General features: G+C 60.4%; 8 protein-coding genes and 8 pseudogenes. 9 read left to right on the plus strand and 7 right to left on the minus strand.

What is annotated here, in order from left to right; all coding sequences use genetic code 11:
- From I6F38_RS41850 to I6F38_RS41870, 5 genes and pseudogenes are all read left to right on the plus strand, one after another.
- Window positions 1-345: pseudogene (locus I6F38_RS41850) on the plus strand (DDE-type integrase/transposase/recombinase); the annotation flags it as partial.
- Between the two features lie 156 nt (window positions 346-501).
- A complete protein-coding gene (istA, locus tag I6F38_RS41855) occupies window positions 502-2,043 on the plus strand; it encodes an IS21-like element ISFK1 family transposase (RefSeq protein ID WP_011090936.1) in 1,542 nt (513 codons plus the stop codon).
- 18 nt (window positions 2,044-2,061) lie between these two features.
- A complete protein-coding gene (gene istB, locus I6F38_RS41860; protein WP_011090937.1) occupies window positions 2,062-2,823 on the plus strand; it encodes an IS21-like element ISFK1 family helper ATPase IstB in 762 nt (253 codons plus the stop codon).
- A 110-nt stretch (window positions 2,824-2,933) separates the two neighbouring features.
- Window positions 2,934-3,173, plus strand: a pseudogene (locus I6F38_RS41865) (integrase core domain-containing protein); the annotation flags it as partial.
- 147 nt (window positions 3,174-3,320) lie between these two features.
- Window positions 3,321-3,955: pseudogene (locus I6F38_RS41870) on the plus strand (DDE-type integrase/transposase/recombinase); the annotation flags it as partial.
- On the opposite strand, the gene I6F38_RS41875 reads toward I6F38_RS41870, so the two are convergent.
- Window positions 3,864-4,190 carry a hypothetical protein gene (locus I6F38_RS41875; protein ID WP_162130962.1) on the minus strand — a complete coding sequence of 109 codons (327 nt, stop codon included), beginning with the start codon at window positions 4,188-4,190 and terminating at the stop codon, window positions 3,864-3,866. The pseudogene I6F38_RS41870 and the gene I6F38_RS41875 sit on opposite strands and share 92 nt — an antisense overlap.
- Before the next feature lie 332 nt (window positions 4,191-4,522).
- On the opposite strand from I6F38_RS41875, the gene I6F38_RS41880 reads away from it, so the two are divergent.
- Window positions 4,523-4,852 carry a hypothetical protein gene (locus I6F38_RS41880; RefSeq protein ID WP_016848551.1) on the plus strand — a complete coding sequence of 110 codons (330 nt, stop codon included), beginning with the start codon at window positions 4,523-4,525 and terminating at the stop codon, window positions 4,850-4,852.
- A gap of 94 nt (window positions 4,853-4,946) precedes the next feature.
- Window positions 4,947-5,544: pseudogene (locus I6F38_RS41885) on the plus strand (transposase); the annotation flags it as partial.
- Here the strand turns inward: I6F38_RS41885 and I6F38_RS41890 are convergent.
- From I6F38_RS41890 to I6F38_RS41910, 5 genes and pseudogenes are all read right to left on the minus strand, one after another.
- A pseudogene (locus I6F38_RS41890) lies at window positions 5,532-5,783 on the minus strand (IS5/IS1182 family transposase); the annotation flags it as partial. The pseudogenes I6F38_RS41885 and I6F38_RS41890 overlap by 13 nt on opposite strands.
- Window positions 5,784-6,335: 552 nt before the next feature.
- Window positions 6,336-7,382, minus strand: a complete 1,047-nt coding sequence (locus I6F38_RS41895; RefSeq protein ID WP_011090946.1) for an ATP-grasp domain-containing protein — start codon at window positions 7,380-7,382, stop codon at window positions 6,336-6,338.
- A complete protein-coding gene (locus I6F38_RS41900) occupies window positions 7,373-8,236 on the minus strand; it encodes a 7TM domain-containing protein (protein WP_014498636.1) in 864 nt (287 codons plus the stop codon). The genes I6F38_RS41895 and I6F38_RS41900 overlap by 10 nt, the downstream gene beginning before the upstream one ends.
- Window positions 8,233-9,855, minus strand: a complete 1,623-nt coding sequence (locus I6F38_RS41905) for a gamma-glutamyltransferase (RefSeq protein ID WP_014498635.1) — start codon at window positions 9,853-9,855, stop codon at window positions 8,233-8,235. Before I6F38_RS41905 ends, I6F38_RS41900 begins: the two co-directional genes overlap by 4 nt.
- 7 nt (window positions 9,856-9,862) lie before the next feature.
- Complete coding sequence (locus I6F38_RS41910) at window positions 9,863-11,101, minus strand: lysine 2,3-aminomutase (protein ID WP_223153794.1); 1,239 nt, start codon at window positions 11,099-11,101, stop codon at window positions 9,863-9,865.
- A gap of 234 nt (window positions 11,102-11,335) precedes the next feature.
- On the opposite strand from I6F38_RS41910, the pseudogene I6F38_RS41915 reads away from it, so the two are divergent.
- A pseudogene (locus I6F38_RS41915) lies at window positions 11,336-12,398 on the plus strand (IS630-like element ISRj1 family transposase).
- Between the two features lie 6 nt (window positions 12,399-12,404).
- A pseudogene (locus I6F38_RS41920) lies at window positions 12,405-13,242 on the plus strand (helix-turn-helix domain-containing protein); the annotation flags it as partial.
- Between the two features lie 156 nt (window positions 13,243-13,398).
- Here I6F38_RS41920 and I6F38_RS41925 read toward each other — a convergent pair.
- Window positions 13,399-13,749: pseudogene (locus I6F38_RS41925) on the minus strand (transposase); the annotation flags it as partial.

The raw sequence follows: 13,749 nt of genomic DNA on the forward strand, positions 1-13,749 counted from the left end.
CTATCGTCGCCCGAACACGAGCAAGCCGGCTCCGGGTCACAAGATCTACCCGTACCTGTTGCGCGGATTGAAGATCGAGCGGCCCGACCATGCGTGGGCAATGGACATCACCTACATTCCGATGCGGGTGGCTTCGTCTATCTCGCGGCGGTCGTCGATGTGTTCAGCCGACGGGTCCTGGCCCATCGCGTCTCGATCACAATGGAGGCGGCCTTCTGCGTCGAAGCGGTCCAGGAGGCGCTGGCGAAGCACGGCAGGCCCGAGATTTTCAACACGGATCAGGGCAGCCAGTTCACCAGCCTCGAGTTCACCGATGTGCTGCTGGACGTGCGCGTTTCGCGGGATCGTGAGCGCGGATTTCAGGGGATCGTGAGCAGAGATTTCAGACGATCGTGAGCAACGATTTCGCGGGATCGTGAGCAAGGCTTTCGGAGCCTTGCAGCGCTTCGGCCGACAACTCAACCGGCTTAGGGATGACCTCGTGGTTAACGAGGAAGCCCAATGCCTACCCAGAGATTGTCGATGCGCCGGATCAAGGAAGTCCTTCGGTTAGAACATTTTCAAGGCCTGCCAGAGCGGGCCATCGCGCGGAGCGTGGGCGTCAGCAACGGCGTTGTGCACAGCTACCTGAGCCGCGCCCGCTCTGCTGGGTTGAGCTGGCCGCTTCCGGAGGGAATGACCGATGAAGACCTGGAGCTTTTGCTTTTCCCAGCCCCACGACCAGCGTCTCAGAGCCCGCAGCGGCCGGTGCCCGACTGGAGCTACATCGATAAGGAGCTCCGCCGGCGCAACGTAACCCGTCGCCTGCTCTGGGAGGAGTATCGCGCCGTTAATCCCGACGGTTTCGGGTACACGTGGTTCTGCACTACCTACGAGGCCTGGAAGGGGCGGGTCCGACCTTCGATGCGGCAGATTCATCTGGGCGGCGAGAAGGTGTTCGTGGATTTCGCCGGCGACACCATCGACATCGTCGATCCCCTGACCGGGGAAGTGCAGCCGATGAAGCTGTTCGTCGCGGCGATGGGCGCTTCGAACTACACCTACGCCGAGGCCTGCCCCAGCGAGAGCTTGGCCGACTGGATCCGGGCCCACGTCAACTTGTTCACGTTTTTGAGCGGTGCGCCGACGTTCGTGGTCTGCGACAACCTCAAAGCCGCCGTCAGCAACCCCGACCGCTACGATCCCGGCCTCAATCGCACTTATGCCGAGATGGCGAGCCATTACGGCACGGCCATTCTCGCCGCACGGCCGCGGCGCCCAAAAGACAAGGCGAAGGTCGAGGTCGCGGTGCAAATCGCCCAGCGCTGGATTCTGGCCCGGCTGCGCAATCAGCGCTTCTTTTCCCGGGCCGAGCTCAACGCCGCCATCAAGACACTCGTCGACGAACTCAATGCTCGTCAAATGCGTGGCTTCGGCTCAAGCCGCGCCGAACTGTTTGCCGAACTCGACAAACCCAAGCTAACCCCGCTGCCAGATCAGCCTTATGCCTTCGCACGCTGGAAGCGCTGCCGCCTCGCTCCCGATTATCATGTCGAGGTCGACGGCCATTGGTACTCCGCGCCGTATCGTCTGATTGGCGAGCTGGTCGATGCCCGTATCGACGATCGGACGGTCGAGATCTTCCACAAGGGCCAGCGGATCGCCAGCCATGCCCGCGCGCCCAACCGACGCGGACACACCACCATCGCCGACCACATGCCCAGCGCCCATCGCCGCTACGGCGAATGGACCCCCGCCGCGGTGATCGCCGCCGGCGAGCGGATCGGTCCTTCGACAGCAGCGTTTTTCCAGGCCGTGATCGACGCCCGGCCCCATCCAGAACAAGGCTTTCGAACCTGCCTTGGCATTCTGGCGCTCGTCAAAAGCTACGGCGCCGAACGCCTCGACGCAGCCTGCCGGAGGGGCATCCTCATCAAGGCGCGCTCCGTCGCCTCGATTAGATCGATCCTCCAGAACGGCCTCGATCGCACGTTCTTCGACGAATCTTTCGAGCACCAGCCCCTGCGCCACGGCAACATCCGCGGACGCGACTACTTCCACTGAAGCAAGGAGAGACCCGGCATGCTTAACCACCCAACCCACGAACGGCTGATCGAGCTTGGCCTGACCGGAATGGCCAAGGCCTTCGAGGAGCAGCGCCGATCGCCCGATCTCGAAGCCCTGCCGTTCGAAGATCGCATCGGCCTGTTGGTCGACCGCGAAGCCGCCGAACGCGACACCAGGCGGCTCACCACGCGCCTCAAGATCGCCGCACTGCGCCAGACTGCTTGCGTCGAGGACGTCGATCTGCGCACCCCGCGGGGCATCGACCGCGCCGTTTTCGCCAAACTCGTCGAAGGTCGCTGGATCGATCGCCACGAGAATTTGCTCGTCACCGGGGCAACCGGCCTGGGCAAAAGTTGGTTAGCCTGCGCGCTCGGCCACAAGGCCTGCCGCGACAACCGATCAGTCCTCTATCATCGCGTTCCAAGGCTGTTCGAGGCGCTCGCGCTCGCGCGCGGAGACGGACGTTACGCCCGGCTCCTCAAAAGCCTCGGCCGCGCTCAGCTTCTGATTTTGGATGATTGGGGACTATCGGTGCTCACCGCCGCGGAACGCCGCGATCTGCTCGAAATCCTCGAGGACCGACATGGCCGCGCATCCACCATCGTCACAAGTCAGCTCCCCGTGGACACCTGGCATGGAGCCATTGGGGACCCCACGGTCGCCGACGCCATTCTCGATCGCCTCGTCCACAACGCCCACCGCCTCCAGCTCACCGGAGAAAGCATGCGAAAACGCAGCGCCAAAACCATCACCCTTGACGGCCAACCAGAACACTGACTCTATCTCCCATCGGCCGTAGCGGGCTGCTCACGATCGTCTGAATTCAGTGCTCACGATCGCGCGAAATCGATGCTCACGATCCGTGAAATCCGCAGCTGGACGCGAAGATCGCCATCAGCATGGACGGCAAGGGCGCCTGGCGCGACAACGTGTTTGTCGAGCGGCTCTGGCGCACGGTCAAATACGAAGAAGTTTATCTCCGCGCCTACGACAGCGTGTCCGAGGCGCTAGCGTCAATTGCCAAGTATCTGGCCTTCTACAATCAGGGACGCCCTCACTCGAGCCTTGACGGGCGCACGCCCGACGAGGCTTACTTCGGCACGCAAGCTATGGTGATGGCCGCATGACCGTCGCCGACGATTTTGTCGTCGCTCTGGTCGGGCTACGCCCTCCCGACGCAACGACAAAACCGTAAAGCCTCGCGTTCAGCATAACCCGGCAGGAATCCACTTAAATCCAGCGGGGCGCTGTCCAAACAACCGGGGCCAGCTCTGGCGCATGACCTCATCACCAGCCCGGCCTATGTGGTGATCAAGGCCGCGAACGAGTTCAAGGACAAGACGACGGCCGTCAGTCAGCTCTGGCAGACCGACTTCACCTACCTCAAGATCACCGGATGGGGGTGGTACTATCTCTCGACCGTGCTTGACGACTTCTCGCGCTACATCGTGGCCTGGAGGCTTGGTCCCACCATGTGCGCTTCCGACGTCACAGCCACCCTCGACCAGGCACTCGCTGTATCCGGCCTTGACCACATCGCCGTCGCGCACCGGCCAAGGCTTCTCAGCGACAATGGTTCGAGTTACGTGGCGGACGATCTGGCCAAGTGGCTCGACCAGAAGGGCATGCAGCATGTGCGCGGCGCTCCGTACCATGACCCAGGGAAAGATCGAGCGGAAAGATCGAGCGCTGGCATCAGACGCTGAAGAACCGCATCCTGCTCGACAACTACTACCTGCCCGGTGATCTCGAACGTCAGGTACGGGCCTTCGTCGAACACTACAATCACGTCCGTTATCATGAGAGCATCGACAACCTCACAGCAGCCGATGCCTACTTCGGCAGGGCCGAGGCGATCCTCGCAGAACGAAAACGCATCCGAGGGAAACGATCCATTTTTCCATCATGACCGTGATCCCAAGCTCTTTTTCCGTCTCTATCCTTGCTGCGTTGAGTGCTGCGACCGCTTGCGTTTGGTCGACAAACGAACCCTCCAAGGTGGTGTTCGGAAGAGTAAATAGAGTGTCGTCATGGTCCAGAATCCAGGGAAACCAGCCGTACTCGATCGCATTTGTAAGAAAGTGTTCGTGCGGGTCTGGCCTAGCCTCTTTTAGATCGTACGAGGCAATAAATGTGGGCATCATGGTTGCTCCACTCTGCGGCGCACACGCGGACTTGGAGGCACGCGGACATGACTCGACGCCGTGGAGAGTGAAAACCCGCCGCTGTTCCTGCCGCGCCCACGCTGCCAGTGAAGTTGGCGGCGGTGACTCGGCGCTCACGGCTCCGGAAGCGCTGTCCCCACCACGCGCTGCAAACTTCGGTGGCCAGCCTTCGCCCTTGGATTAGCGAGACCGACCACCTCCCCGAGAGGCTCAATTCCAAGGGCGCTACCAGACAGTATCGCTGAGAACGACTGGAAGCACCTACCAAGATTGGTTGGTGCCGATCTGATGTGGCCTGGGGCAAATGCGCCATGGCGACTGAATTAGATACGATTTTTGATGTGATTGAGCGTCACCGCGAGCTTTCCGCGCAGCACGCCGCCGCGGCATCGGTATCCTCGAAACTTGTCGCAGGTCCCGAGTTTGATGCCGCCGACGCGATCAGCGAGGAAAGAGGGTTGGCTCTCGAGGAGTATGCAGACGTGCTCATCCACTCCAAGCCTACTACGCTTGCGGGCGTAATCGCCCTGAGCCGCTACGTAGCCAGCCTACCGGCTTGGCTGCTGTCTGATGAAAATGATTGGCACCAATCGTTTCTGAGGACGCTGGCGGACGCGGTGGATGAGATCGGTGTGAGGTAGCGCCACCTCTGGAATTGAACCGGCCGGTGCGCGGGAAGCGCAAGAGAGCTATCGCTGAAAGTTGGTGACGGCGGAATCGCAAAGGCGGCACCCCGTGGGGGGGCTTGACGCCTCCACTTCTCCACCGAAGGAGCGATATGCCGTGTCCAACGATAACGTCATCCAGCCGATTCAGCCAGGAATCGTTGACGATCAACTCACAGAAGTCTTGCGCAACGGGGCACGTGCCTTCTCGCCAAGGCGGTCGAGGCCAAAGTCGCAGACTTTCTCGGCCAGCATGCCGATTTGAAGACCGCGGACGGCCACCAGCGCATCGCGCGCCACGGTCACCTGCCGGAGCGCGAGGTGATGGCCGGCATCGGTCCGGTCGCCGTCCGCCGGCCGCGTGTACGCGCTCGCGAGGCGGCCGCTACCTGGGCGCCGGTTCTCTCCGTCGATGCTGCGGCCAACATGCGCCACTCCAAGTCGATCGAGACACTGCTGCCGATCCTTTACCTGAAAGGGATCTCGACCGGCGACTTCTCCGAGGCGCTGCCGGCGCTGCTCGGCAACGATGCTGGCGGGTTGTCGGCATCCGCGATCGGCCGGCTGCAGGACGTCGGATTGACGAGCACGCCGCGTGGCAGAAGCGCGATCTGTCGGCGAAGCGCTACATCTACATCTGGGCCGACGGCATCCATTCCAAGCACCGCCCGCACAGCGCTTCGTCAGACAGATTGTGCATATGTTTGAGGATGAACAGCCCGGCCACGAGCCTCGTTGGCAGCGGCGGCTGGCCCGGCCCGGTGCGACACACCGAGCTGAAGCGCTTCGCCAGAAAATCCCAATCAATCTCCGCCGCAAGCCGCACCAGCGGATGACGAAGGTTGATGATCGCATCCAGAGAAGCCCGAAATAGGTCGTCCTGGCGATCGTCGCGCGGCTGACTCACGGCCCGTTCTCCAACAGCGAATCTTGCCGTCAAAGGAATCACGATCCACCAAAATCCGGTATCCCAAAACGCAAGAAACCGACCCTCCCCCCGGCTTTCTTGCAAAATCGAATACTTGCTCAGGTTAAATCATCGCGACGTATCAATCGCTTCCGAATTCTTCACGGGCGGCTAGCGAAGAATTTGAGGAGCTGATCTCGTCGCAGCGTCTTGCGAAAGATGACGACTCCTGAAACATCCGAGCCATGCACCTTGCCAGTCTCCCGGCGCACCAACTGTAAAGCTAAGATAACGAGGCAGTCGGTACCGGTCGTTATCGCGGTCTGCATATGTCGCCGCATTTCCCGCCAGGTCCTTTCGCGCACGCAAGCCGTTTCCGCCCATCCCTCCGGAAGTGCCGGCACCAACAACCCGAGCGCACAGCTTCAGCGATCGTCTGCATCATCAGTTTCGAGTCCGGCAGGAAAACCGCCCTCCATTTGCCTGTGCAAACATCGCTATTGTTGCTCCGCCGAACCATACGATCGACAAAAAGTGACAGCTCTCAACACACTACCCAGCGGCATAATAAATCCGCTCGCGATTTGACGGTTGTTCGGCCTGGGAAATGCCAGTTCCGAAATACCGCGCGTGGGCGACGTCGAGGATACCGTTGACCAAACTCGAGAAGGTGTACCCGGCGGCTTTCGCGGCCAGGACATAAGACGCGCCGATACCGAGTGCGGCCATCGAGTTGATCTCCAGGACAAAGGGGTGCCCGGAGCGGTCGATCCGGATGTCGACGCGGGCGTAATCCCGGCAGCGGCAGGCGCGGAAGGTCGCAACCGAAATATCCCGCAGTATTGTCGCGAGATTGCTCCCGACCTGCGCCGGGCAAATCTTCTGGGGCTCCACGACCGCCATGTGCATCTTGTCTTCCCAAGTGATAAGACGCGTCTCGCGCTCGCCGAAGTCCTGCTCCACCAGAGGCAACGCCTCAAGCTCTCCGTTTCCCAGCAGGGCAACGCAGATCTCCCGCCCTTCGATGTATTCTTCTACGAGTGCATCCTGCGCATATTGCGTGACGATCACTTCTACGGCCTGTCTCAACTGGGCGGGCTCATATACGAGCTGCAATCCGAAGCTCGTGGATTCATGACGCGGCTTTACTACCAACGGGAAGCACAGATCGCCGGTACTCTCGGTGCCCCTACGCATCACACGAAAGTTCGGCGTCGGCACGCCGCAATCGCGGATGAGCTGTTTGGTAATGGCCTTGTCGAGCGCCAGTGCGTGCCCGAGCGGGCTGGAGCCGGTGTACGGAACGCCAGCCATCTCGAGCATGGCCGGAACGTGCGTGTAGCGGCACTCGCCCTGAATTCCGTACGCCATGTTGAAAACGATCCCTGAAGGGCGGGCTTGCGAATCGGGTGGCATGAACCGCTCAAGCGTCGCGAGCAGTCCTTTATCACCTTCGCACAGCAGCGTGTCGTGGTTACCCTCTTGCAGTGCCGCCACCACGCTTTCGACCGTCTTGCGGCCGTATTTCTCCGGGCAAGGTTGACCGAAGTGGTTGATCACGCCCCTATGATCATCGTTCCACACGACGGCTACCCGCATGAGCTGCTCCCTGTATGTTGCCGGCTTTCACGTTCATTCGCCTGGATTTGGCAGATCGAGAGGGACGGCTCGCCTGGAGTGCCCGCGCCCCAAGGCCAGGCGACGAGCGGGTTCACTCCTTCCAACAAGCGGAAATCGAGATACTTGTTGATTAGCAAAATGCACCCGGCCTGCACCAACAGCAGTTCCGGGAATCGCAGGAAGAGTTCCAACGTGCCTGGCAAACTCGATAGAGCCACGATGATGAGGGCGGCCAACACCGTCGTGAAGGCGCGCCAGATCGCTTCACGGACTCCATTTTGGTCGAGCACTTTTGCGAAGCTTTCGCAGGTCAAACACAAGGCGATAACCGGAAAGAACGCAATCTCACGAAGCCAGGCGATATGCCACCATTCCCCCGCGGTCAAAGGCGCAAACAGCAGCGCTGCCGCCAAGCTCAACAGCACAGCCACTCGCGCGTAACTGTGGTCTGTCTTGAGCAGCGGCCGCAAGGCGACAACGACGAGGAGTACGAACAGCAGGAAGGCAAGGCTGATCGGGATGCTGACGGTATCGAAAGCCATCGCCAACAAGATCGGCCGAAGAAGCCCCAGCACCCTGACGCCAAGAGTGAGGCGAAAGAGTACGACGAAGACAGCTCCCAAGGAGACGAACACCACGCTCTCGGCTGACTTGTGGAACTGGGCCGGTAACTCTGTGAGCGAAACAAAACTCGCACTGATGGACGAAGTCGATAGCATCGGCAGTTTGGCGAGCGCTACGCCGAGCGGCAGGACAAAGAGGCCCACGAGCAACCAATCGGTCTTTGGCGCGGCGTCCGCCGAGGCATTCTTATTTCTGCACGTTTCACTCAAGAGAGCACCTCCACCAGGCCATCACGCCGGGGATCGGCAGCGCCTTTCGCGCTTCCGTCAGTCATGAGTTGGAGCGCGTTGACCGAACCCATCGCAAAATTGAGTCGTGATTTGACGATTGGGATGCGGTTACGGGCGCGCAATCTTGCCAACAGGGCATTGCTGGCTGCCGGCCGCTCGATCCAGACTTTGCGACCGACCAGTCCATGTACGCGAGGCGCCGCCACAGCGTCCGTGATATCCAAGCCCAAGTCGATGACTCCACTTAGGACATGGAGAATTGCCGAAATGATCCGTCGACTGCCGGCGGCGCCCAGTGCCAGGAGCGGGCGGCCGGTGGCGCCCTGTAACACCAGCGTTGGGGCCATGTTCGAGCGCGGTCGACAACCTGGTCCGAGCTCATAGGGGTGAGAAAGGCGGGGACACGTGCACAGATAATTGTTGTAGAGGAAACCCAGATCCCGGTGTGCCACCTTGGCGCCGAACACCGATTGGATAGACTGTGTCAGCACTACAATGATGCCATCTCGATCGCAGACCGAAAGATGGGTCGTATCGCCCGGTTCTTCGGCACTGTCGGTCGCGAGCTCTTTGGTACTTTGCGGCGCCAGGATGCTATCTGCGACTTGCCGCGCGTAATCTTCGCTCAACCGCCCTTGACGCGATTGCGGAATGAGATCATCGGGCAGCAACGGGCGGAGCTCCCGCTCGCGAAAGACGGCGGATGACGCGAGCGCGATCGCTTCGTGCCAGCTATCGTCGGATGACTCCGAGTTTGTCGCTGATATCTGCGCGATGATGTTAAGTGCAAACAAGAGTTGCAGTCCGCCGCTAGGCGGCGGGATGCTGAGAATCCGATGGCCGCGATAGGACGTCGAAACCGGCTCCACCTGTGCGGGCGGACCGCAGCTTGCTAGATCTTCTTCGGTGATGAGACCGCCGGCCGCTCGCATATCGGCTGCGATCTGCCGGGCAATTCCGCCGTGATAGAAGTCCTCGGTGCCGAAATCGGCCAACCGGCGAAGCGTGCCCGCGAGCTCCGGTTGTCGAAACATGTGGCCGATTTCCGGTGGCAGACCGTCTTGGAGAAACAGCTCACCGGCCGGCGATGCTCGCAGATCATCGGCCACCCATCGGGCTTGTCGGTGCTGCAATGGCGTGATCGGATAGCCTTCTTCCGCAATGCGGATCGCTGGCGCCATCACAGTTTCGCGGCTGAGCACGCCGTATTTCCTGTGCGCCCAGTCCAGCGTCGCGGGAGTCGATGGAATCGTGCAGGAGCGATACCCGCGCCGCTGCTGGCCCGCTTTGATCGTGTCGAGCGAAGCGGCTGCGGGCGCACGGGAATGTCCGTCGATGATCCGAATTCGATCATCCGCAAAACGGACGAGCAACACGGTCTGCCCGCCCAGACCCGATGCACTGGGTTCGCACACGCAAAGCGCCCAGGCGGCGGCCACAGCGGCGTCGATCGCGTTTCCGCCGGCGCGCAGGATTTCCACCCCGGCTTCGGTAGCGTTCGGGAAAGCCGTCACCACAGCCTCGTGGCGCTGCCCTACGGAAGCGGCAGGGCCGTCGAGCTCCACGCGCTCCAAGTTGGGCATCAGCATCGCGCGCATTTCGATCTCAGCCTTCGGGCAAATCGTCCAACCAGCAGGCGCCCTCGACGTGCCGCCGGGAAAAGACCTTTCCGAGTTCTTCGGGAATCTTGTTTTGATGATATCGCATATACACGCGGCCATCGGCACCAAGGTCGAGAACCTCGATCTTCCCCGTGTAATGGGACATGATGTATTTGAACGTCTTCTGGATACCGCTGAGACGTCGGTTGATGCCGCGCGCGATCTCTATACCGCGCCGCAGCGAGACCTGAAAGTGCGATGCGCCTTTCACCGGCCTGCCTTGAAAAAGATAATAAGGGCGGACGCCCATTTGGTGACACTTTGCAAAGGTCGCCGCCAAGATTTCGGGATCGTCGTTGACTTTCGCCAGAAGCACGGACTGATTCAGAAACTGCACGCCCTGTGCGCGTAGCGCGCGAATGTTGCGCTCCGCATCGACCGAGATCTCGCCGATGTGGTCGAAATGCGCGACGATCACTGCGGTCTTTCCCGCTTCACTGATCCGCCGGAACAACGCCGGGAGTGCGGGATCCTCAAACCGCCTGGGTGCGAAGGCGACTATTTTTGTGCCGAATCGAATTGACTCCAAGTGCGGGATCGGTAGCAGATGATCAAGAATCTTGCCGAGCTTAGCGGTGCTGAGCACGAACGGGTCGCCTCCAGATAGCAGCACGTTCGTCATCTCAGGATGGCCGGCGATATACTGCGCGACCCGGGCGAAATCGGGCGCGATCTCATCGGAGTCCTTGCCGACGATGCGTTTGCGAAAGCAGTAACGGCAATAGGACGCGCAACGGTCCGTTACCAGCAGCAGACCGGTCTGCGCGTATTTGTGCTGAAGCCCGGGCACGACGGTATTGTCATGCTCGCCGCTGGTGTCAAGACTTCCGGGACTCTTGAACTCAGCAATTGTGGGCTCTACAATGTATTTAAGCTGGTCGTAGTAGCCACTGTTGGTGATCTGATCGCGATAAAAATTTGTGGCGTGATACTGCGTGATGTTGTTGGCTTGCAGCTCACTCTCGGTAATGGCGCGCGCGCCCTCGATGAAATTCATGACCGCGGTGTGCGGCCGCAGGCCGTGCGCGATAGGCCGTGATGAGGTGCGCAAACCCGCGCCTCCGGGGTTGTCAGCATGAACAACTCCTTGTTGATCTTGTGATGAGGACGGTATCTCGACCACCGGACGTCTTCCGGTGGCGACGCGAGCTTGCGCAGATCGGCCTAGCATCTTGTTCGTCATAGCTGATTCTCCCCAGCGCGTGGACCGGAACTGATCCCCGGGCAAAGTCTGGACTAGCAATTGATGTGCCACCAGAGACTCTGTGTAGTTAAGCTTCAATGACAATAGGATGATGCGTCTCTTCTGCGCAGCACGAGACGCAGAGTCGGGTTGCCGACATTGTGTCACCAGCCGGACGCGAGTGAATACTAGTACCCACTTTTCTTGGAACGTGAGTCGTGATTCAAGGTCGGGATGATACCCGAAGCAAGAGAAGTCCACCTTTCGAGGAAAGATCGCAAGGTGCTTGAGGCGTGCTGTCGCTCACCGGTGACGTTGCAGCGCGATTTGAAGCGGGCGCGGATAGTTCTGTTGGCGGCGGATGGGCGCAGCACCCGGTCGATCGCCAAGGAAGTTGGGGTCCAGCCGCGGATTGTCAGCCTTTGGCGGCATCGCTATGCCGACCATGGCCTTGAAGGGCTGCAAGACAAGCCGCGGCCTGGCAAGCAGCCGATCTATACGAAGACGACCGACAAGCGGATTCTGAAGCTGCTGGATAAGCCGCCACCGCAAGGGTTTGCGCGCTGGACCGGCCCCCTGCTGGCCGAGGCGCTGGGCGATGTCGATGTCCAATATGTCTGGCGGTTCCTGCGCAGCCACAAGATTGACCTGGTGGCTCGCAAGTCCTGGTGCGAGAGCAACGACCCGAACTTTACGGCCAAAGCCGCCGATGTTGTCGGCCTCTATGTCGCGCCGCCGGCGAAGGCCATTGTGCTGTGCGTGGACGAGAAGCCCTCGATCCAGGCTTTGGAGCGAGCGCAGGGTTATCTGAAGTTGCCCAATGGCCGCGCCTTGACCGGCCAAAGCCACGATTACAAGCGGCATGGCACCACAACATTGTTTGCGGCGCTCGAAGTCGCCACCGGAAAGATCATCGCGACCCATTCAAAACGCCGGCGCCGCGTCGAGTTTCTCGATTTCATGAACAGCGTCACCGCGGCTTTTCCGAACCGCAAGCTTCACGTCATCCTCGACAACCTCAACACCCATAAAAAGAACGAGGACTGGCTCAAGGCCCACCCCAACGTGCAATTTCATTTCACGCCGACAAGTGCGTCATGGCTCAATCAGGTCGAAGTATGGTTTTCCCTTGCAGGGGCAGTCGCTCAGCGGCACCTCCTTCACGAGCCTCAAGCAGCTTCAGGAACACATCGATGCCTACGTCAACGCATACAACGACAGAGCCGAGCCCTTCGTCTGGACCAAGAAAAAGGTCCGTCAACGCCGTTTCAAAGGCCGCCGTATCACTCAGCTCTGATTCCGGGTACTAGAAGGATTGCGCGGCGAGGAGAACATCTCCGAGCTTTGTCGCCGAGAAGGCATTGCCGCCTCGATCTATTACGGCTGGTCCAAGGAGTTTCTCGAGGCCGGCAAGCGCCGCCTGGCCGGCGACACGGCACGAGCTGCGACCTCCGGCGAGGTGAAGGACCTCCGCCGGGAGGCCGGCGCCTTGAAGGAGGCCGTCGCCGATCTGACGCTGGAGAACCGTCTGCTCAAAAAAAGTATGAACGGAGATGGGGAGGACGAGGCATGAGGTATCCCGCCTCAGAGAAGGCCGAGATTCATCCATTTGGTCGAGCAATCGCACCTCCGGCCAAGCGCACGCTGGACAAGCTCGGGATCCCGCGCGCCACATTCTATCGCTAGCATGATCGTTACCGCGAGGGCGGCATCGCCGCTCTGGCCGATCATCGGTCTCGACCAGACCGGGTCTGGAACCGCATCCCGGACGATGTGCGGGGCTAGATCATCGACCTGGCGCTGGAGTTACCTGAGCTGTCGCCACGCGAGCTGGCCGTGCGGTTCACCGACGAACGAAAGTACTTTGTATCCGAGGCGTCGGTCTATCGGCTGCTGAAGGCGCATGACCTCATCACCAGCCCGGTCTATGTGGTGATCAAGGCCGCGAACGAGATCAAGGACAAGACGACGGCGCCGTCGCGCACCGGCCAAGGCTTCTCAGCGACAATGGTTCGAGTTACGTGGCGGATGATCTGTCCGAGTGGCTCGACCAGAAGGGCATGCAGCACGTGCGCGGCGCTCCGTACCATCCTCAGACCCAGGGAAAGATCGAGCGCTGGCATCAGACGCTGAAGAACCGTAAGCGACGTTCGCGTCCCATTCGCAAAGGTTTGGCGTGGGGATTGCAGTCTGTTGATCAACGTGTTTGCAAATCGTTGGCGGGGGGTATGGAGGCGGCAACGACGGAGAATTACGAGGTGCGGCCGAACGACCAGCTCGTCGATCCGGGACTGCGGGTGACCGGTTGCGATCGCTTTGAGCGTCGCTTTCATCCAGACGTAGGGCTCCACGCTGTTGATTTTGCAGGTGGCGATGAGCGAAGCTATGCGCGCCCATGAACGACCACCTTCGTCGTGACCAGCAAATAAACTATTTTTACGCGTCAGAGTCAGCGGCCTGATTTGATTTTCGACGGGATTGGTGTCCAACTCAACGCAACCATCGTCGAGAGAGCTGGCCCCGCAAATTCGGACAGTAGCTTGAGTGGATTTTCTGCCTGACAGCGGCGAGGATTCTTGCTGCGAATCAGGAGCGAAGATGACGAAGAAGAGCCGCCGGACGCATTCTCCGGCATTCAAGGCGAAGGT

Source organism: Bradyrhizobium sp. BRP56 (genome assembly GCF_020194035.1).
Classification (GTDB): Bacteria; Pseudomonadota; Alphaproteobacteria; order Rhizobiales; family Xanthobacteraceae; genus Bradyrhizobium; species Bradyrhizobium australafricanum.

Excerpts from the sequence above, each read along its gene's own strand:
- istA (WP_011090936.1), top strand. The coding sequence starts at position 502 with ATGCCTACCCAGAGATTGTCGATGCGCCGGATCAAGGAAGTCCTTCGG.
- istB (WP_011090937.1), top strand. The coding sequence starts at position 2,062 with ATGCTTAACCACCCAACCCACGAACGGCTGATCGAGCTTGGCCTGACC.
- I6F38_RS41875 (WP_162130962.1), bottom strand. The coding sequence starts at position 4,190 with ATGATGCCCACATTTATTGCCTCGTACGATCTAAAAGAGGCTAGGCCA.
- I6F38_RS41880 (WP_016848551.1), top strand. The coding sequence starts at position 4,523 with ATGGCGACTGAATTAGATACGATTTTTGATGTGATTGAGCGTCACCGC.
- I6F38_RS41895 (WP_011090946.1), bottom strand. The coding sequence starts at position 7,382 with ATGCGGGTAGCCGTCGTGTGGAACGATGATCATAGGGGCGTGATCAAC.
- I6F38_RS41905 (WP_014498635.1), bottom strand. The coding sequence starts at position 9,855 with ATGCGCGCGATGCTGATGCCCAACTTGGAGCGCGTGGAGCTCGACGGC.
- I6F38_RS41910 (WP_223153794.1), bottom strand. The coding sequence starts at position 11,101 with ATGACGAACAAGATGCTAGGCCGATCTGCGCAAGCTCGCGTCGCCACC.